This is a genomic window from Ensifer sp. 4252 (genome assembly GCF_050434565.1).
GTDB lineage: Bacteria > Pseudomonadota > Alphaproteobacteria > Rhizobiales > Rhizobiaceae > Ensifer.
Genome location: NZ_JBNDIU010000003.1, coordinates 351,185 through 370,453, shown reverse-complemented (window position 1 = coordinate 370,453; position 19,269 = coordinate 351,185). Strand labels below are relative to the sequence as shown.

At 62.1% G+C, this 19,269-nt stretch carries 21 protein-coding genes; 11 read left to right on the top strand and 10 right to left on the bottom strand.

Features of this window, described 5'->3' with window-relative positions; genetic code table 11:
* Positions 1-40 precede the first annotated feature (40 nt).
* Positions 41-811, top strand: a complete 771-nt coding sequence (gloB, locus tag ABIE33_RS10750; RefSeq protein WP_429124608.1) for a hydroxyacylglutathione hydrolase — start codon at positions 41-43, stop codon at positions 809-811.
* Positions 811-1,248 (top strand): cupin domain-containing protein, encoded by a 438-nt coding sequence (locus tag ABIE33_RS10745; protein ID WP_429124607.1) that lies wholly within the window; start codon positions 811-813, stop codon positions 1,246-1,248. Before gloB ends, ABIE33_RS10745 begins: the two co-directional genes overlap by 1 nt.
* A 70-nt stretch (positions 1,249-1,318) precedes the next feature.
* On the opposite strand, the gene yddG is transcribed toward ABIE33_RS10745, so the two are convergent.
* Together yddG and ABIE33_RS10735 are read right to left on the bottom strand one after the other, a co-directional pair.
* Positions 1,319-2,209, bottom strand: a complete 891-nt coding sequence (yddG, locus tag ABIE33_RS10740) for an aromatic amino acid exporter YddG (RefSeq protein ID WP_429124606.1) — start codon at positions 2,207-2,209, stop codon at positions 1,319-1,321.
* A gap of 96 nt (positions 2,210-2,305) precedes the next feature.
* Positions 2,306-3,082, bottom strand: coding sequence for a DUF3108 domain-containing protein (locus tag ABIE33_RS10735; protein ID WP_429124604.1), 777 nt, complete (start codon positions 3,080-3,082; stop codon positions 2,306-2,308).
* Positions 3,083-3,472: 390 nt separating this feature from the next.
* Here ABIE33_RS10735 and rpmB point away from each other — a divergent pair, with 390 nt between their 5' ends.
* Both rpmB and ABIE33_RS10725 read left to right on the top strand, forming a co-directional pair.
* Positions 3,473-3,769: a 50S ribosomal protein L28 gene (rpmB, locus tag ABIE33_RS10730; protein WP_025424653.1), complete on the top strand. Its 297-nt coding sequence runs from the start codon at positions 3,473-3,475 to the stop codon at positions 3,767-3,769.
* Positions 3,770-3,919: 150 nt separating this feature from the next.
* Complete coding sequence (locus tag ABIE33_RS10725; RefSeq protein ID WP_429124601.1) at positions 3,920-4,558, top strand: VUT family protein; 639 nt, start codon at positions 3,920-3,922, stop codon at positions 4,556-4,558.
* A gap of 47 nt (positions 4,559-4,605) precedes the next feature.
* On the opposite strand, the gene ABIE33_RS10720 is transcribed toward ABIE33_RS10725, so the two are convergent.
* From ABIE33_RS10720 to ABIE33_RS10700, 5 genes are all read right to left on the bottom strand, one after another.
* Positions 4,606-5,598 carry an esterase-like activity of phytase family protein gene (locus ABIE33_RS10720; RefSeq protein WP_429124599.1) on the bottom strand — a complete coding sequence of 331 codons (993 nt, stop codon included), beginning with the start codon at positions 5,596-5,598 and terminating at the stop codon, positions 4,606-4,608.
* 110 nt (positions 5,599-5,708) lie between these two features.
* Complete coding sequence (gene cobT, locus ABIE33_RS10715) at positions 5,709-7,604, bottom strand: cobaltochelatase subunit CobT (protein ID WP_429124597.1); 1,896 nt, start codon at positions 7,602-7,604, stop codon at positions 5,709-5,711.
* Complete coding sequence (locus tag ABIE33_RS10710) at positions 7,601-8,041, bottom strand: GNAT family N-acetyltransferase (RefSeq protein WP_429124595.1); 441 nt, start codon at positions 8,039-8,041, stop codon at positions 7,601-7,603. Before ABIE33_RS10710 ends, cobT begins: the two co-directional genes overlap by 4 nt.
* 3 nt (positions 8,042-8,044) lie before the next feature.
* Positions 8,045-9,040: a cobaltochelatase subunit CobS gene (cobS, locus tag ABIE33_RS10705; protein WP_429124593.1), complete on the bottom strand. Its 996-nt coding sequence runs from the start codon at positions 9,038-9,040 to the stop codon at positions 8,045-8,047.
* A 74-nt stretch (positions 9,041-9,114) separates the two neighbouring features.
* Positions 9,115-9,750, bottom strand: coding sequence for a J domain-containing protein (locus ABIE33_RS10700; RefSeq protein WP_429124591.1), 636 nt, complete (start codon positions 9,748-9,750; stop codon positions 9,115-9,117).
* A gap of 143 nt (positions 9,751-9,893) precedes the next feature.
* Here ABIE33_RS10700 and ABIE33_RS10695 point away from each other — a divergent pair, with 143 nt between their 5' ends.
* Complete coding sequence (locus ABIE33_RS10695; RefSeq protein WP_025424659.1) at positions 9,894-10,175, top strand: BolA family protein; 282 nt, start codon at positions 9,894-9,896, stop codon at positions 10,173-10,175.
* 3 nt (positions 10,176-10,178) lie between these two features.
* Here the strand turns inward: ABIE33_RS10695 and ABIE33_RS10690 are convergent, their stop codons facing one another.
* From ABIE33_RS10690 to ABIE33_RS10680, 3 genes are read right to left on the bottom strand one after another with little or no spacing between them, the layout of a single operon-like run.
* Positions 10,179-11,486, bottom strand: coding sequence for an HlyC/CorC family transporter (locus ABIE33_RS10690; protein WP_429124589.1), 1,308 nt, complete (start codon positions 11,484-11,486; stop codon positions 10,179-10,181).
* A complete protein-coding gene (gene aroB, locus ABIE33_RS10685) occupies positions 11,483-12,616 on the bottom strand; it encodes a 3-dehydroquinate synthase (protein WP_429124732.1) in 1,134 nt (377 codons plus the stop codon). The genes ABIE33_RS10690 and aroB overlap by 4 nt, the downstream gene beginning before the upstream one ends.
* A complete protein-coding gene (locus tag ABIE33_RS10680; protein WP_429124588.1) occupies positions 12,609-13,199 on the bottom strand; it encodes a shikimate kinase in 591 nt (196 codons plus the stop codon). Before ABIE33_RS10680 ends, aroB begins: the two co-directional genes overlap by 8 nt.
* 241 nt (positions 13,200-13,440) lie before the next feature.
* Between ABIE33_RS10680 and ABIE33_RS10675 the strand changes: the two genes are divergently transcribed.
* The 6 genes from ABIE33_RS10675 to ABIE33_RS10650 all read left to right on the top strand — a co-directional run bounded on the left by ABIE33_RS10675 (position 13,441) and on the right by ABIE33_RS10650 (position 19,158).
* Positions 13,441-13,590, top strand: coding sequence for a hypothetical protein (locus tag ABIE33_RS10675; protein ID WP_429124587.1), 150 nt, complete (start codon positions 13,441-13,443; stop codon positions 13,588-13,590).
* Positions 13,587-14,549, top strand: coding sequence for a site-specific tyrosine recombinase XerD (gene xerD, locus ABIE33_RS10670; protein WP_429124585.1), 963 nt, complete (start codon positions 13,587-13,589; stop codon positions 14,547-14,549). The genes ABIE33_RS10675 and xerD overlap by 4 nt, the downstream gene beginning before the upstream one ends.
* A gap of 64 nt (positions 14,550-14,613) precedes the next feature.
* Entirely contained in the window at positions 14,614-15,567 is a 954-nt protein-coding gene (locus ABIE33_RS10665; RefSeq protein WP_429124584.1) for an acetyl-CoA carboxylase carboxyltransferase subunit alpha, read from the top strand.
* 209 nt (positions 15,568-15,776) lie between these two features.
* Entirely contained in the window at positions 15,777-17,222 is a 1,446-nt protein-coding gene (locus ABIE33_RS10660; protein ID WP_429124730.1) for a L,D-transpeptidase family protein, read from the top strand.
* A complete protein-coding gene (locus tag ABIE33_RS10655; protein ID WP_429124583.1) occupies positions 17,222-17,458 on the top strand; it encodes a sulfurtransferase TusA family protein in 237 nt (78 codons plus the stop codon). The genes ABIE33_RS10660 and ABIE33_RS10655 overlap by 1 nt, the downstream gene beginning before the upstream one ends.
* A 206-nt stretch (positions 17,459-17,664) precedes the next feature.
* Positions 17,665-19,158, top strand: a complete 1,494-nt coding sequence (locus ABIE33_RS10650) for a sensor histidine kinase (RefSeq protein ID WP_429124581.1) — start codon at positions 17,665-17,667, stop codon at positions 19,156-19,158.
* Positions 19,159-19,269: the final 111 nt, after the last annotated feature.

Genomic DNA, 19,269 nt, shown 5'->3' with positions numbered 1-19,269 from the left:
CGAAGGCTCGTGCAGCAGAAGCCCGATCGGAAAATACGCCATGGCCGCGCTCGAACTTGACCTCTTTCTTTGCCGCACCGACAATTTCGGCGTGCTGCTGCACGACCCGGCGAGCGGCGCCACCGCATCGATCGACGCGCCTGAGGAGCAGCCGATCCTGGAGGCCCTGGAGCGGCGGGGCTGGACGCTCACCCACATCCTCACTACCCATCACCATGGGGACCATGTCGCGGCCAACGTCGCGCTCAAGGATCGTTTCGGCGCCACCATTATCGGGCCGGCAGCGGAAGCCGCAAATATCCCCGGCATTGACGGACGCGTGCGCCACGGCGAACGCTTCGATTTTGCCGGCCACCCGGTCGACGTCATCGAGACGCCCGGGCACACCGCCGGGCATATCTGTTTCCACCTTCCGGATGACAAACTGCTCTTTGCCGCCGACACCCTGTTTGCGCTCGGCTGCGGCCGCCTGTTCGAAGGAACCCCGGATACGATGTGGCAGTCGCTCAGCCGGCTTCTCGCCCTGCCCGACGACACCACTGTTTATTTCGGCCACGAATACACCCTTTCAAACGCCCATTTCGCCGTGACGATCGACCCCGACAACGAGGCGCTGAGGGAGCGCGCGGCCGAAATCGAGGAAACCCGCTGCGATGGCGGCTTTACCGCTCCGACGACCATCGGCCTTGAGAAGCGTACGAACCCATTCCTGCGCGCCGCCGACCCGAAGATCCGCGCGCGTCTTGGCATGGAAGGGGCAACCGACGCGGCTGTCTTTGCCGAAATCCGCAAGCGGAAGGACAATTTCTGATGACAACCGAGCTGGCGCCGGCCGCCATCATCGAGGTCCTTGGGTTGACGCGCCATCCCGAGGGCGGCTGGTACGTGCAGACCTTCCGCGACGGAAACGGTGGACCGCGCGGACACTCGACGGCGATCTACTATCTCCTGGAGCGCGGCGAGCGCTCGCACTGGCATCGAGTGCGCGATGCGGCCGAGATCTGGCATCACTATGCCGGAGCGCCGCTGGAACTCAGCATTGCCGCCGACGGCGAACCTGCAACGGTTCTGCGCCTCGGCCCCGGCATTTTGGACGGCGAACGCCCGCAAGGGCTCGTGCCGCCCAACTGGTGGCAATCCGCCGTCTCGCTCGGCGACTGGACGCTCGTCGGCTGCACGGTGGCGCCGGGTTTCGATTTCTCGGTCTTCGAGATGGCCGCTCCCGACTGGGCGCCGCCTGAGACATAGAGCATCTCCAGGAAAACCGCGAAGCAGCTTTCCTGGAAATGCGTAGGATCAAAGAGAGAGCGGTCCACCGCTACTCCGCCGGCTGCGACGCCGTCCGGCCCTTGCGGAAGATCATGTCCTTGGCCGCCAGCACCGCACCGCCCGTGACGAAGAGGCATGCGGCGGCGATACGCCACGACGGCTCGGCAAAGCCGAACAGGATAAGGATCAGCGTCGACAGAACAGGTGCTGCGTAGCTGGCAACGCCGAGCAGCTGGATATTGCCGTTCTTGACGCCGAAGTCCCAGGCATAGAAGGCCGCCCCCACCGGCAGCAGGCCGAGGCCCGCGACCGCCAGCCACTCGAACGTCGTTTCCGGCCAGACGGTCGTCTCCAGGCCCAGATGGCACACGAACGAGAGGAGCGACGTCGCAAGACAGAAGCCGGTGACGACGTCGGTCGAAACCGCCTCGAAGCGGCGCGTCAAAAGTGAATATCCCGACCAGGTGAAGGCGCACAGCAAGGCGGCGCCGTAACCCATGAGATAGGCGTCGTCAAAGGCGATGCCGTTGCGGGCGATGATCATGATCGTCCCCATCAGGCCCGAGAAAGCGCCGGCAACGTGGTACCAGCGCAGCCGCTCACCCGGCAAAAGCGCGGAGCCGACGACGATCAGCAGCGGCCAGAGATAGGCGATCAGGCCCGCCTCGACGGCCGGCGCGTTGCGAAGCGCGGTAAAGTAGAGAAAGTGATAACCGAAAAGACCGGCGATGCCGGTGATCCAGACCTTGGCCGGCTGCTTCAGCAGTGCAAGCCGCTCGGGCTTCAACGCGAGAACGACCAAGCCCGGAATGCTGCCGATGAGGAAACAGATCGCCGACAGCTGGAACGGCGGCATCTTGCCGGACGCAGCGGTAAACAGCGCCAGAAGCGACCACATCAAAATGGCGGTCGCACCGATCAACGTTGCCTTGAATTTCATGTCTCATCCCCCAAACGGCTCCTTGGCGGAAACCGGCGCGGATAAAATCACGACTCGTCGCGAAATGTTAGTGGCGATGGTCGCCCGCTGGCGGCTTCAACCACCAAATCGCGTCGCCGAGACCGTCACGGGACCAAGCTTGGTCGGGATGCGCACATAAACGGGCGCATAGACATCGACGGCGTCCGACTTGGCAAACCAGATTTCCATGGTCTGCAGCCGCCTGAGATATTCGACGTCCTCACGCCCCTTCTTGTAACCCGCCTTCGGGACGAAACGGATGCCGCAGACGATTGCCTCGCCCTCAAACCCCTTGGTCTTGAACGGCCTGGTCCCCTTCGCCGACAGCTTGATGTCCAGACGCGATTCGCCGTCGAAGATCGGCAGCGTATTGGGGCAGACGCGGGCCTTCCCCGGAATGATCAGCCCCGACAGCGGATCGAGCACGTTGCGCATGTCACGTGAGGTCACCGGCACCCAGTTCTTCGGCAGCGGCGTCCGTTTCGGTGTCATGCTGGCATGCACGACGTTGCCGTTGGCGTAGCTGACGTTGATCGCCCGGCCCTTCTTGCCGCTGCGATAGGACATCGAATATTCGTTTGCGCGCAGATGGTCGCGGCCGATGACGCCGGAAACACGGGTCTGGCCCGAGGTCCGGCTGAAAATGTCGACAAGGCCCGCCGAATGCAGCGTCCCTGATATCGTATAGCGATTCTTTTCAAGCGCCGTATGGAACGACGCTCTCGCAAGCGGCAAACCGGCAAGCGAGATGCTGTAATCCGTCTGATGCTCGACATCCGCAGCAAGCGATGCTGTGGAAAACAATGCCACTGACAACAGCGCTACCGCGCGAGAACCGATGCGCAACTTCATGCCTTGAGAGATCCATTACTCGAATGCCGTCGCAATGCCTTGGAATGCAGGGCGTTTACGGCTTTTCTACGCCTTTCCCGAGAGATCCGACCACATGGCCACCGACCGCGTCATGGACGTTCTGCTGCATCCGTAAGACTACAGATAGCGCATCATAAACCGGTTGGAATGGCTCGCGTGAAGCATTATTGTGACCGCGATCGAGCTTGCCTGATGCAGAAACGGCCGCAAGAAACGGCGGTTTTCCGAGAATGCAAGAGGTTTGGCTTGACGGGCGGGCTGTCTCTGACTATAGAACCGCAACTTTCCAATAATGGCCAACAGGAACGCGGCCTGGGCTCTGGGCCCGCTACCGCATCGTCCGGCGGCGATAAAGAGAATAGGTGTACCATGTCCCGTAGTTGCGAATTGACCGGCAAGGGCGTCCAGTCGGGCAACAATGTCAGCCACGCCAACAACAAGACCAAGCGCAAGTTCCTTCCGAACCTGTGCAACGTCACGCTGATTTCCGATGCTCTCGGCCAGCGCTTCCGCCTGCGCGTTTCCGCAGCGGCTCTCCGCTCGGTTGAACACCGCGGCGGTCTCGACGCTTTCCTCGTGAAGGCTGACGAGAACGAGCTGAGCATGCGCGCTCGCCTGCTGCGCCGTCAGATCGTCAAGAAGAACGCTGAAGCCGCCGCCGCTTAATCGGCGCCAGCGTCTGTCTTCGACACGACTTTAAAAAGGCTTGCGGGTTTATCCGGCAAGCCTTTTTCTCGTGTGTAAATTGCATATTTCATCGGCCCGGCGTCCAAGCCTGGCTTCCGCTCAACTGGTGGCATCTCCCAGGATAAAAAAATGCTGATCAACCGCACGTTCTTCATCTATGTTGCGCTCATGACCCTGGTGGTCGTGGCCTCGAACTTCCTCGTTCAATACCCGCTGCCGGGCTCGATCGCCGGCATGCAGCTCGGCGACCTCCTGACCTGGGGTGCCTTCAGCTATCCCTTCGCATTCCTCGTCACCGACCTGACCAACCGCCACTTCGGCCCGCGCATTGCGCGTCGTGTCGTCGTGGTCGGCTTCCTCGTGGCGATCGTTCTCTCCTTCTTTGCAGCCACGCCGCGCATCGCGATCGCCTCCGGCTCCGCCTTCCTGTTCGGCCAGCTGCTTGATATCTCGGTGTTCAACAAGCTCCGCCGCCAGAGCTGGTGGCATGCGCCGCTGGCAGGCTCTCTGATCGGCTCGGCGCTCGACACGGCCATGTTCTTCTCCTTCGCCTTTGCGCCGTTCTTCGTGTTCTTCGGACCGAATGACAGCTTTGCTCTGGAGACAGCCCCGCTGCTCGGCATCCTGGCAACCGAGGCTCCACGCTGGATTTCCTGGGCTTTGGGTGATCTGACGGTGAAGATCCTCTGCGGCATCGTTATGCTGCTGCCCTACGGCGCACTGATGAGCGTGATCAAGCCCATGCCTTCAGGCAAGGCTGCGGCCTGAGCCCATCGGACACAACTGATTGATGACGGGGCCGAACGGCCCCGTTTTCATTTGATCAGGCGGAATTCCAGCATCAGATTGCGCTCGAGGATCGAGTGGTTGTCATCGGAGACGACGATGACGCGGACATCGCCATTGGGGCCAGCGACAACGTCGAGGCCCTCCATGTTGTCGATCTGGTAGCCCATGTCGGCTTCGAGGATGACATCGCCGTCGACCACGGCGCCCGGCCGGATGGTAGCGCCCGGGATGCGGCGGATGCGCATGCCGAGACCGGAGGCGAAATTGAACCGCCGCTCCAGCAACAGAAGGTCGCCATCGGGCAGGAAGGCGCCGTCTGTGACGGCGTAGGGATCGGTCCGGGTAACGGCAAAGGCGCCCTTCATCGGGCCATCGAGAATGCCTGCCAGAAGATTGTCCGCCTTGTCGACGCTACGCTCGGACACAGTGACGGCAGCGCCGCCGAGCGGGCCATCCTTCGGCGAAATCGCCACGGTCTCAAGCCCGCCATTGTTGCGCAGCTCGGTCATTGGAAACGGCAGCGGCATGCTGCCGGCCGGCCCCGAAGTTGAGAACCCCGGATCCGGATAGATATCGATGCGATGCGCCTGTTCGTAGCTGACGATCACCTCGCCCTCACGCAGCGCCAGCCCCTCCGAATCCACCTTCCACTTTTCCAGCCCGACCGCACCGCTTCTGTCCGCCATCGGCGTTGCCGTCAGGTCCGTCAGGCCGTAAAGCCTGCCGGCAGCGTCGCGGATCACAGCGCCTTCGAGCCAATGGCCCGTATCCATGACGGCGACGAACGAGGATCCATCCGGCCGGAAACGGATCGCCGAAACCGCGCCGAACAGCGCGTTTGGAGACGTCATCTCCAGGCCGCCGATGAATTCCAGCTGACCGAACCGCGTCTGGTTCGAGCCGACCTTGAAAGCGTCTATTTGCCGGCTGGCAATGGGCAGCGTCTCGCTGCCACCGGCAGCCCACGCCACGCCAGTCGAGGCCAACAGGGAAAGAACGAGGAGACCGCGGCCAAGCATCTGAGGGAGTTCCTTCGGGCGGCAGAATAGGCAGGGAGGAGATGGCAACCGCGGCTGCTGCCAAGGGGATGAACGGGGCGACGGAAGGTCGCCCCGGTTTTCGCGAAAGATTATCCTGCGCGGCGTATCCGCCCCGGACGGCGGCTCATGCTTTCGTCTTCAAACAGATCGGCCAGCTGCTCGGTCATCGCACCGGCCAGTTCGTCCGCATCGACGATCGTCACGGCGCGGCGATAGTAACGCGTCACGTCGTGACCGATGCCGATTGCCAAAAGCTCGACCGGCGAGCGCGTCTCGATCTGCTCGATCACGGCGCGCAGGTGCCGCTCGAGATAGTTGCCCGGATTGACCGACAGCGTCGAATCGTCGACCGGCGCGCCATCGGAGATCATCATCAGGATGCGGCGCTGCTCGCGCCGCGCCATCAGACGCTCATGCGCCCAGATCAGCGCCTCGCCGTCGATGTTTTCCTTGAGCAGGCCCTCGCGCATCATCAGGCCGAGATTGCGGCGTGCACGCCGCCACGGCGCATCGGCCGACTTGTAGATGATATGGCGCAGGTCGTTGAGCCGGCCCGGCGATTGCGGCTTGCCGCCGGCCAGCCACTTCTCGCGCGATTGCCCACCCTTCCACGCCTTGGTGGTAAAGCCGAGGATCTCGACCTTGACGCCGCAACGCTCAAGCGTGCGCGCGAGAATGTCGGCGCAGGTCGCCGCAACCGTGATCGGCCGGCCGCGCATGGAACCGGAATTGTCGATCAAGAGGGTCACGACCGTATCGCGGAAATTCGTATCTTTCTCGCGCTTGAACGACAGCGGCTGCATCGGATCGATGACGATGCGCTGCAGGCGGGCGGTGTCGAGATAGCCCTCTTCCAGGTCGAATTCCCAGGACCGGTTCTGCTGCGCCATCAGGCGGCGCTGCAGCCGGTTAGCGAGCCGCCCGACAGCACCTTGAAGGTGTGAGAGCTGCTTGTCGAGGAAGGCGCGCAGCCGGTCGAGTTCCGCCTCGTCGCAGAGCTCTTCCGAGGCGATGGTCTCGTCGAACTCGCGGGTGAAGACGGTGTAATCGACCTTTTCGTTGAAGTCGGCGAACGGCTGGTTCGGGCGCTTGACCTCGCCGGGCGTCTCGCTGTCCTCGTCGCCCTCGTCCTGCAGGTCGTCGTCGGAAATCTCCGCGCCGTCCATTTCGCCTTCTTCCATCTGCTCTTCGGCAGCCTGGTTTTCGTCGGCAGGGGCCGCATCGTCGCCGGCTTCCTCGTCGCTGGCGTTTTCGTCCTGCTCCTGGCTGCGCGGCTGGTCCTCGTCGGTCTCGCTTTCCTGCTCGTCCGGCTCGATGTCGTCGTCGCCGTACTTCTCGGCAACATCCATCGACGTCAGCATGTCGCGCACGACGCGGGCGAAGGCCTGCTGGTCGTTGAGCGCCGCCGAAAGGTTGCGCATGTCGCCGGCGGCCTTTTCCTCGATGAAGTCGCGCCAGAGATCGAGCACCTTGCCGGCCGATGCCGGCGGCTTCTCGCCGGTCAGCTTCTCGCGCACCAGCAACGCCACGGCCTCGCCGAGCGGCGCATCGGCCTGCTTGCTGATCGCGCCGAAGTTGGCCTTGGAATATTTCTCCTCGAGCATGGAGCCCAGGTTCTTGGCAACGCCCTCCATACGCAGCGAGCCGATCGCCTCGACGCGCGCCTGCTCGACGGCGTCGAAGATCACCCGCGCATCGGCGCCCTGCGGCGACATCGTTGCGTGGATGCGCGCATCATGACAGGCCTTGCGCAGCGCCATGCTGTCGCCGAGACCGCGCGTCACGGCAAGCTCCTGCCGCGTCGGCCGCTTGGAGATTTCGGGCAGACGGATGCGTTCGCCGGTAATGCCCGGCCGCTCGTTGGCAAAAGCCACCTCTACCTCGGCATCGCCCGCGATCGATCGGATGCAGCCGGAAAGCGCCCGCTTGAACGGTTCGGCTGCATTTTCGCGCGTGGTCGGCTTTGCCTTGGAGTTCGAGCTCACGACAGTTCCTTCTTCAGCCAGATGCGGTGAAATCCCGGCGGGAAATCATCGAGTTTGCCATAAACGTCATAACCCAGCTTCTGATAGAAGCCGTCGCCCTGGAAGCTGAACGTGTCGACATAGATGTAGCGGACGCCGCGGCCTGCGGCGACTGCCTCGACACGCGCAACGAGCTCACGCCCGCTGCCCGAACCTCTCAGCGCCTCGTCTACCCAGAGCAGTTCGATGAAGCACCAGTTCCAGGCGGTGTAGGCGACGATGCCGCCCACGATCTCGTCACCACCGTCACGCATCGAAATGGCGAAGCGCTTGTACTTCGCGCTTCCAGCCTTTTCGAGGTTGAAGGCCTTGAGGCCCTTGAACACCGCATTGGCGGTCTTCGAAACGCTCCTCTCCTCAACGAAGCGAAGCGCCGGTGCGCCCTTCGCCTCCGCCATGGCTCAGGCCGTGGCTTCCAGTACGATATTGGCGGCGCTCTCCTTGAGCTCGACGCCGAAAGCACGCTGGTAATGCTCGGCCACCAGTGCCCGCTCCAGCTCGTCGCACTTGTTGAGGAAGGTCACGCGGAAGGCAAAGGCGATATCGCCGAAAATGTAGGCGTTCTCGGCCCAGGTGATGACCGTACGCGGGCTCATGACCGTCGACAGATCGCCGTTGATGAAGGCGGCGCGGGTAAGATCGGCAACGCGCACCATCTTGGAAACGGTCTCGCGGCCCTTGTCGGCAGTGAAGCCCTTGACCTTGGCGGCGACGATATCGACTTCCTTATCATGCGCCAGGTAGTTGAGCGTCGTGACGATCGACCAGCGGTCCATCTGCGCCTGGTTGATCTGCTGCGTGCCGTGATAGAGGCCGGTGGTGTCGCCGAGGCCGACGGTGTTGGCGGTCGCAAACAGGCGGAAGGCCGGGTGCGGGCGAATGACGCGGCTCTGGTCGAGCAGCGTCAGGCGGCCGGAGGATTCCAGCACCCGCTGAATGACGAACATCACGTCCGGACGGCCGGCATCGTATTCGTCGAAGACGAGCGCGACATTGTGCTGGTAGGCCCAGGGCAGGATGCCGTCCTTGAACTCGGTGACCTGCATGCCGTCCTTGACGACGATCGCGTCCTTGCCGACGAGGTCGATACGGCTGACATGGCTGTCGAGGTTGACGCGCACGCACGGCCAGTTGAGGCGCGCTGCGACCTGCTCGATGTGGGTTGACTTACCGGTACCGTGATAGCCCGAGACCATCACGCGTCGGTTATGGGCAAAGCCTGCGAGAATGGCGAGCGTGGTTTCGCGGTCGAAAAGGTAGTCCGGATCGAGATCCGGCACGTAGGCGTCGGCCTTCGAGTAGGCGGGAACGCGCAAATCCGTGTCAATGCCGAAAGCTTCCCGAACCGATACGGTCGTGTCGGGGAGGTTGGAAATGTCGAGGTCAATCTTGCTCATCATGTCTCCAGAGCGGCCACCGGACGGCACCCGCGCATTCGCCTGCAAAAGTGCTTCTGTAATAATCCGCGTTGTTAGCAGAAACCAGCCTGTTTTAACAATTGGTAGGCTTGAATTACTGCTCGAAAACGCTCCTCCGATCCCCTGTCTCCGCCATTGGCGTCCGGGTGGTGTTTCTTGACCAGATCCTTATAGGCCGCCTTGATATCGCTGGCGTTCGCAGAAGCGCTAAGGCCGAGCGTTTCATAGGCCTTGGCCTCGAGCGTCTTCAGCTTGCGCTGGCGCGGCTCGGGACGGCCGGCGCGCGCTTTTGCCTCACTGACGAAACCGAAGGGATCGCGCATGCGCGCCTGCGCCCCTGCAGAGCCCGAACGGGTCTGCGATTGGGTCGGGCTATTCTTGGCATTCTTGTTGACGCCGACCGTCCAGGTCGGGCGATGGCCTGTTACCGCTTCCTTCTGGTAGCGTGCGACCTCGTTGTCGGACAGGCCCGAGAAATAGTTGTAGCCCTTGTTGTATTCCTTCACATGCTCGAAGCAGAACATGAAGTACTGCCCTTCGGCGTTGCGGCCGACGGGTGCGCGATGGACGCCCTTCTTGTCGCAGCCGTCCCACTGGCAGGTGGGCGCGGTCGGCTCTGCGCGCGGCTCGACCTTGCGCCGTGTCCGAATGCGATCGAAGTATTTTGAATCAAGTCTCATGGCGCTCATTATGGGGGTTGGCCGAGGCCACAACAAGAATTGACAAAGCGGAATGTTACTGGCTTTGTGCGGGCCTTTTGCGCCGCCAAGGCCGCGCTGCCGGACCCGACCAACACAAGGCCATCCAGCAACCAAGGAAATGGGACGGAAGAATGTCGCTGCGCGATACGATCGAACAGAAATTGACCGAAGCCTTCCACCCCGAACGGCTGGCCGTGATCAACGAAAGCCACCTGCATGCGGGCCATCAACCGGACTTCGACGGCGGCGGCGAGACCCACATGCGCGTCCGCATCGTTGCCGACGCCTTTGCCGGCATGAGCCGTGTGGCGCGCCATCGCGCCATCAACGACCTGTTGAAGCCCGAACTCGATGCCGGCCTGCATGCGCTGGCTGTGGAGCCGGCTGCCCCCGGCGAGCCGACGCGCTGGTAGGTATCAGCCGATCGGCGTCTGGTCCTCGGCCGGGCGAATCCTGAGTTTCGTGATCCTGTTCTTCACCCGCTTCATCACGATGAAGCGCTTGCCGTGGAAGGTGAAGGCCTGGCGCTCCTCCGGGATGCTCTTCGACTCGTGGATGACCAGACCGGCCACCGTCGTCGCTTCCTCGTCCGGCAGCGACCAGTCGAGCGCGCGGTTTAGATCGCGGATCGGCACCGAGCCGTCGACCACGATCGAGCCGTCCGCCTCCTGGCGAACACCCTGGATATCAAGATCGTGCTCGTCGGCGATATCGCCGACGATCTCCTCCAGAATGTCCTCGAGCGTCACAAGTCCCTGAACCTGGCCGTATTCGTCGACGACGATGGCAAGATGCAGCTTGCGGCGCAGGAAGGCGTTGAGCTGGTCCTTGAGATTCGTGGTGTCGGGAACGAACCAGGGCTTTTGCGCAATCTTGACGATATCGAGGTTTTCCGGCTCGACATCAGGTTCGGCAAGCGCGCGCAGCAGATCCTTCGAATGTACCACGCCGATGATGTTGTCGGTGGCACCCCGCCACAACGGCAGGCGCGTAAACGGGCTTTGCAGGATATCGCGCACGCAGACTTCCGGCGGATCGTCGGCATTGATCGCCCGCATGTTGGTGCGGTGGATCATGATATCAGAAATCTCGAGTTCCCCGAGGTCGAGCACACCGCCGAGGCGATCCCGGTCGGCCTTGATGACCGAGCCCTCGCGGTGCAGCAGATCGACCGCGCCGCGCAGTTCGTCATGCGCCGAAAGCATCGACATGTCGGAGGAAAGATTGACACCGAAGAGCGACAGGATACGGCGGACGATGCCGTTGACGAGGCTCGACAATGGCCCGACCACGGCGACGAAGGGACGCACGGCCGGTGCCACTGTCAGCGCGAAACGATCCGGCGACGCGATCGCCCAGCTCTTGGGCAGCACTTCGGAGAAGATGACCAGCAGCACCGTCATGGCGACGGTCGCGATCGCCACGCCCGAATTGCCGAACAGGCCGATCAACAGGCTCGTCGTCAAGGACGTGGCGAGAATATTGACGAGATTGTTGCCGATCAAAAGCGCGCCGATCAGCCTGTCGCGGCGCTCGATCAGGCGGTTGACGATGCCGGCCCGCACATCGCCATTGTTCTCAAGCGTGTGCATGCGCGAGCGCGATGCCTCGGTCAGCGCCGTTTCGGAGCCCGAGAAGAAGGCGGAAAACAACAGCAGGCAGAAGACCGCGACAATCGACAGCCAGTATTCGCCGAGAAACGCCAAGAATGCTTCGCCGGTCATTGCGGGTGTTTTTCCCTCAGGAAGTTCAGAACCTCGGAGGCCGGCACGTCGTCGGCAACGAAGGACTGGCCAATGCCCCGGGTCAGGATAAAGGTGAGCTTGCCGCCCTTGACCTTCTTGTCCTGGGCAATCGCGTCCATCAACTTTTCAGCTGGCGGCAGGCTGCCAGGGATTTCGGCCATGCGCGTCGGCAGGCCGACTGCTCTCAAGTGCGTTTCGACCCGGGTCGCATCATCGGCGCTCGCAAGGTTCATGCGCGTCGAGAACTGATGGGCCAGCACCATGCCGATCGCCACCCCCTCGCCATGCACCAGGCGGGCACTGTCGTATCCGGTGGCGGCCTCCAACGCGTGGCCGAAGGTGTGGCCGAGATTGAGCAGCGCACGCAGGCCGTTCTCGCGCTCGTCCGCAGCCACCACATCGGCCTTGGCCTGACAACTGACCGCAATCGCCTCGATGCGCGCGGCCCCGCCGGAAAACACCGCCCGCCAGTTCGTCTCCAGCCAGGCGAAGAAGTCCGGCTTGTCGATCAGACCGTATTTTGCAACCTCGGCATAGCCGGCGCGGAACTCGCGCGGGCTCAGCGTGTCCAGCACGTCCGTGTCGGCGAGCACCAGATCCGGCTGATGGAAGACGCCGATCAGATTCTTGCCGTGGGGCGAGTTGATGCCGGTCTTGCCGCCGACCGAGGAATCGACCTGGGCCAGCAGCGATGTCGGGATCTGGATGAAGCGCGAGCCGCGCCGCACGATGCCGGCCGCAAAACCGGTCAGGTCGCCGATGACCCCGCCGCCAAGCGCGATCACCGCGTCGTTGCGCTCGATCCGGGCGCCAAGAATGGCTTCGCAGGCGGGTATGAGATGCTCGAAGCTCTTGGTCTTTTCGCCGGCCGGCAACACCAGCGACACGGCCTCGATGTCTCTCTGCTTCAGGCTCGCCATCAGCGGTTCGAGGTAGCGCGGACCGACATTTTCGTCGGTGATGACGGCCACCTTGCGCCCGTTGAGGCGCGAAGCGATCTCGTTACCGGCTGCAGCGATCAGCCCCGGTCCGATCAGAATGTCATAGGAACGTTCGCCGAGGTCGACCCGAACCTTGCGCTCGGCAGCAGGCATCACATGGCTATTCATCATTTGGCACTTTCCGGAAATCTATGACGGCGGTGAGAACGTCCTCCACCATCGTCTCCTTGTTCACATCGCGCGACATCACCGTCAGATCGGCTTCGGCGTAGATCGGGTAGCGGGCGCGCATCAGGTTTTCGAGCGTCTGCTTGGGGTTCTCGGTCTTCAACAGCGGCCGCGTGTCGCGCTTGTTGACCCGCTCCCAGAGCACGTCCAGTTCGGCATTGAGCCAGATCGTCAGGCCACCGCGCTTGATCTGGCGGCGCGATCGCTCGTTGATATAGGCACCGCCGCCAGTGGAAACGACACGGGGGCCGGTGCGCAACAGGCGTTTCAACACGCGTGCTTCCAGCGCCCGAAACTCGTCCTCGCCGTAGCGGGTAAAGAGATCGCTGATCGTCATGCGCGAAACGCGCTCGATCTCATGGTCGGAATCGACGAAGGGAATGCTGAGCGCCTGCGCCGTCAACCGGCCGATCGCCGATTTTCCGGCGCCCATCAGGCCGATGAAAACGAGATTGCGTTTACCGAGCGCAAGCTTCGCCCGCTCGGCAAGCGTCGCGGAAACCGGTTCGATCACGTCATTCATTGGACTTCTTATTCCCCATTCCCTTCCGGTATCGACAAATCGGGGTGGAGCGTCAAGCCGTCGCGCGCGTCCGTGCATGCTTCTTGAACTTGGCGAAAGGGGCGTTCATATAGATCGGGCATCCGCCAAAGTGCGGCACGTCCGCTATGACGCGCACAAGGTTGCGCTAGCACATTCAACGGCTGCATGATTTTATCCTTAAATTCGCTCCGGTTTAAGGGATCCTGCAGAGGAGACTGAAATGCCCACCCTGTTCCGGTTCCTGTTCTTCTGCGGCGTCATCGCCGGGCTGATCTGCGGCACGATGATTGCGCTCGTCACCTTCGTCGAGCCGGTCGAGCGCAACGTGACCGTGAAGATCCCGTCCGAGCGGGTCAACAAGACACAATGAGCGATCTTTCCGCGGCACATGTCGAGGCTTTCCTCGAAATGATGAGCGCCGAACGCGGCGCCGCCGTCAACACGCTGCAATCCTACGAGCGCGATCTGGAAGACGCGTTGTCCCACATGCGCGGCAGAGGAACGGGGCTGACGAGTGCGGCGACCGACGATCTCCGGCACTACCTCGCCCATCTGGCGGGCCAGGGCTTCAAGCCGTCCTCGCAGGCGCGCCGGCTGTCGGCGCTTCGGCAATTCTACAAGTTCCTCTATGCCGAAGGCCTGCGCGCCGACGACCCGACAGGCATTCTGGACGCGCCGAAGAAAGGCAGAAGCCTGCCGAAGACGCTGAGCATCGACGACGTCTCGCGGCTGATCGGCCAGGCAGAGACCGAGGCAGAGGCGACAACAAGCGAACCGGAGCGGCTTTCCAAGCTGCGCATGCATGTCTTGATGGAGCTTCTTTATGCCACCGGCATGCGCGTCAGCGAACTGGTGTCGCTGCCGGCAAGCGTGCTGGCGCAGGATGGGCGTTTTCTCGTCATCCGCGGCAAGGGAAACAAGGAGCGGCTGGTACCACTGTCCCAGGCAGCGATCCGCGCATTGCGCGCTTACGGTACGGCTTTGGCAGAAGAGTTTGCGAAGGCGGACAGGGGCGAGCGCGAAAGCCCGTGGCTGTTCCCATCATCGGCAAAAGCCGGCTTTCTCCCCCGCCAGGTCTTTGCTCGCGAGCTGAAATCGCTGGCGGCGCGTGCTGGCGTCCGCGTGGCGACGATCTCGCCGCATGTGCTGCGTCATGCCTTCGCCAGCCACCTGCTTGCCAATGGTGCCGACCTTCGTGCCGTGCAGGAACTGTTGGGTCACTCGGACATTTCCACGACACAAATCTATACACATGTTCTGGAAGAACGGCTTCACGACCTCGTGCAAAACCATCACCCTCTTGCCAAACAGGCGAAAAAACAGGATTAGGACCGCCGGGCAGGCTGGTTTCGGCCGGCAGATCCTTGTGGCAAAACGATCGGAAACGCATCTCATGCACAACTATCTCGATTTCGAAAAACCTATCTCCGACCTCGAAGGCAAGATTCTCGAATTGAAGAAGCTCGCCGGCGAAGACGAGAGTGTGAACACTTCGGATGAGGTTGAACGGCTCGAGACGCGCGTCCGCGATGCGATGGCCGAGATCTATTCGAAGCTGACGCCGTGGCAGAAGACCCAGGTCGCCCGCCATCCCTCGCGTCCGCATTTCCTCGATTACTCTGCGGAACTCTTCACCGAATTCACGTCGCTTGCCGGCGACCGCAACTATGGCAACGACGAGGCCATCCAGGCCGGGCTTGCGCGTTTTCGCGGCATGCCGGTCGCCGTCCTCGGCCAGGAAAAAGGCAGCGATACCAAGTCTCGCATCAAGCACAACTTCGGCAGCCCGCGCCCTGAAGGCTACCGCAAGGCGATCCGGGTCATGGAAATGGCCGATCGTTTTGGCCTGCCGCTGATCACGTTGATCGACACTGCCGGTGCCTATCCCGGTGTCGGCGCGGAAGAACGTGGCCAGGCGGAAGCCATCGCCCGTTCGACAGAAATGTGCCTGAACGTGCGCGTGCCGATCGTCACCGTCGTCATCGGCGAAGGCGGCTCCGGCGGCGCGATCGCAATCGCCACCGGCAACCGCGTCTATATGCTCGAGCACGCGATCTACAGCGTCATCTCGCCGGAAGGTGCCGCCTCGATCCTCTGGCGCGATTCGACCCGCGCCAAGGAAGCCGCCAGTAACATGAAGATCACCTCAGAGGATCTGAAGGCGCTCGGCGTCATCGACGGCATCATTCCCGAACCCGTCGGCGGCGCGCACCGCGATCCGCAGTCCGTCATCGCCCGCACCGGAACGGTGATTGCCGACGCACTGAAGGAATTGTCCGGACGCAACGGCGACGAACTGCGCACCGATCGCCGACAGAAGTACCTGAATATCGGCCGGAACCTCTGATCCGACGCGATTGTTCGGCGAAAATTCGCAACCACAAATCGGACTGTGGCCAAATCTTGGCCATATTCGTGCGGTCATGAACAACGGCGTGCGCAGCGTGCCCTGCAGGGTTAAGAATTCGTGAAGTATAATGGCTTACTGATTCCCTAAGAGCCCTTCTGCGAACGCGGCTCTCACTGACGAGTTTTGGTTTGAACGGGCTTTCGCTGATGCGCTTGAGAAACCTTGTAGCCACCGCCGCTGTTGCCGCCCTGCTTGCCGGCTGCACCAACGATACCCTGGACACGGCGGCAGTCGATCTTTCGACTGTCAAGAACAAGACCGAGTACCAGCTTTCCAGCAAGATGGCCGCCAAGATGAGCGAGCTCGGGATGCAGAAGACATCGCCGATCGCGCTGCGCATTTTCAAGGAAGAAGGCACGCTCGAGGTCTGGAAGGCCAATACATCCAATCGCTTCCAGCTGCTGAAGAGCTACAAGATCTGTGCCTGGTCGGGCAAGCTCGGCCCGAAGGTGAAGGAAGGCGATCGTCAGGCGCCGGAAGGCTTCTATCCGCTGTTCCCGCAACAGCTGAACCCCAATTCGAAATATTATCTGGCGATCAACACCGGCTACCCCAACACCTATGACCGCGCCAACGGCCGTCAGGGTACGCATCTGATGATCCATGGCGCCTGTTCGTCGTCCGGCTGCTACTCGATGACCGACGAGCAGATGATCGAGATCTTCGCCATGGCGCGCGACGCCTTCAAGGGCGGACAGCAGAGCGTCCAGCTGCAGGCATTTCCTTTCCGCATGACCGCCGAGAACATGGCGCGTCATCGCAACAATCCCAACATCGATTTCTGGAACATGCTGAAGGTCGGCTACGATCAGTTCGAAGTCACCAAGCGTCCGCCGGAAATCAATGTCTGCGAGAAGAAATACGTCTTCAACCAGCAGGGCAGCGCCGCCTTCAACCCGGGTGGAACATGCCCGGCGATGTCGACTCCGCCGGCCCTGCAGATGGCCATGTCGACGTTCGAGAAGGGCTACAAGCTCGACTACGACAAGGCCATGAAGAAGTATGACGGCATGGTCTGGTATGAGCCGAGCGAGGCCGAGCGCAAGGCAATCGTCGCCAAGCAGCGCGCCGGCCGTGAGCTTGCCTACGCGCCGACCGGCAGCTCGATCGATGCCGGCAAGCTGATGAAGGCAAGCGACCTCGAAAAGAAGCTGGCCGCGCAGAAGGAGGCCGAAGAAACCAAGCTGGCTGTCGAGATCCAGAAGAAGGAACTGGAAAAGGCGACACAGGGTGGCACCCACGTGCCGGTTCCCGCCGCCAATCCGATCCCCCAGCCGGTGCTGCAGGCAGCCGTCGAGCAGCCGGCCAAGAAGTCCTTCTGGAGCCTGTTTTCCAGGAGCGAGCCCGCAGAACAGGCGCAGGCCCCCGCGCAAGCCCCGGAGCAGCAGGCTGCCGTTCAACCGCAGGTGCAGCCGGCAGGAGCGGCGGCGAAGCAGGCGCGGACGGCCGGAGCACCACAAAAGGCTCAGCCTGAGAACACCGCCGTGGCATCGGCAAATGCTGAAGGCACCGTCGAGCCGACGACTGATGCACCTGTTGCCGTGGAAGAACCACCGAAGAAGCGGCCGTTCTGGAAGATCTGGGGCAATTGATGCCTGGCGAAGAGAAGACGATTTACGACCTCAGGGGGCTTAAGTGCCCCCTTCCCGTTTTGAAGGCCCGCAAGCGCATCGCCTCCATGGCCGCAGGCGCGCTGCTCGAGATCGAGACGACCGATCCGATGGCGGTGATCGATATCCCGCATTTCTGCCGGGAAGACGGCCACAGCCTCGAAGCGGCCTCGCCGGCTGAAGGCGGTCATCGCTTCCTGATCCGCAAGGGCGCGTGACGTCAACGTTCGACACGACCGCCCCATCATCACGTGACACATCCTTTTCCTCGACCCATGATGATTGTAACTAATTTGACTGGCTGCAGAATTCGCTTGCATCGGTTCCGGTATATGGAATCTTTTGTCGATGGCGCCGGAATTGGCGGACGCATTCCTAAGGAATAGAGAATATAAAGGCGCCAGCACGGGATCGGGCAAATCTCATGGACTCCGCCAGGAACGATACAGATACGGCCAAGCAAAGCTTGCTGCTGAACGTGAGCCGACCAGCCGCCTTGAGAAACCTGCTGTCGGCATTCCAGCGACTGCGGCTTGAGGTTCAATTCATCATCATCGCCTCCTTCGTCGTCGTGGCGCTGATGATCGCGCTCGCGATCTGGACGACGAACCGCCTGGAAAAGACCGTCTTCAATAGTGTCGGCTCGCTCGGCGCTGCCTATCTCCAGACATTCGTTGCGCCATTGATCTCCGAGGAGGACATCAAGCGCGGGGTGCTTCCGCCATTCGTCGAAGACAAGCTCAAGCAACTGCTCGGCACCAGCGCCCTCGGCCAGCATGTCCACGAGCTGAAGATCTGGGGGCCCGACGGAAGCCTGATGTATGCGACGTCGGGCAAAGAGATCGAGGAGGAAGTTGTCTTCGACGAGCTGGAGCGCGCCCTGGCGGGCGAGATCGTCGTTTCGCGCACGATGATCGAGAAACACGAATATACCGGTGACGAGCAGCGTGGCATGTATATCGAGGTCTATGCGCCGCTTGTGCGAAACGAAGCCGGCAAGGTGCTGCTGGTTGGCGAATTCTACGAGCGCCCCGATTTCCTGGTGGGCGAGTTGTCGACGGCCTGGCGGGAAACGATCAGCATCGTGCTCCTCGTCTCGGTCCCGATGCTGGCGCTCCTCTTTCTGATCGTGCGCAGCGGCAGCCTGCTTATCGATCGCCAGCACGCGGCCATTCGTCATAGTCTCGGAAGGGCACTCGAACTTTCCAATCAGAACCGACGGCTGCGCGGGGCTGCGGAAACGGCTCGACTCGAGGCCGGCAAGCTCAATGAGATGATCCTCGACCAGATCGGTACGGATCTGCACGATGGCCCGGTCCAGCTGCTGACCTTGCTGAAGCTGAGGCTGAGCGATATGGCCGCGCAACCGGCCGGCGGCCAGTCCGCGGCCCCGGTGAGGCGGCAGGATATCGACAAGCTGGTCAGCACGGTTACGACGGCACTTGAGGAGCTGAGGAATATTTCGACCGATCTCGTACTGCCGGAGCTCGACGACATGTCGCTCAGCGACACGATCCAGCTTGCGGTAAGGCGGCACGTGGATGTCATCGGCCGCGAGATCGATGTCGTGGGGCTGATCGCCTCGCAGACCGTCGATCCGCACCTCAACATCTGCGTTTATCGTTTCATCCAGGAAGCCCTGATGAACAGCGAGCGGCATGCGCCGGGCAACCGCCAGCATCTGCGCTACGGCACGCGCCATAATCGCCTTTTCATCACCGTGGCCGATGTGGGCGCCGCACCATCGACGACCGCCCTCCTGCGCAGCGCCGGCCGCACGGGGCTCGGCACCATCACGCAGAAGCGCCGCATCCGCGCCTTTGGCGGTCGCATGCGGACCATCCGCCGGGCGAACGGAACGGTGGTAACAGCGGTTTTGCCGCTTGATCACAGCGGCGGCTCGTTCGATCGCCAATAGGCCTGAGTGAAACTTCGCGCAGTGGCGGCAATGGCCGAAACGCCTACAGCGCCGCGCGTCTTATCAGACGCGCAAAGGTCGCTGTAGCACTTACCCTTAAATCGGCTACGA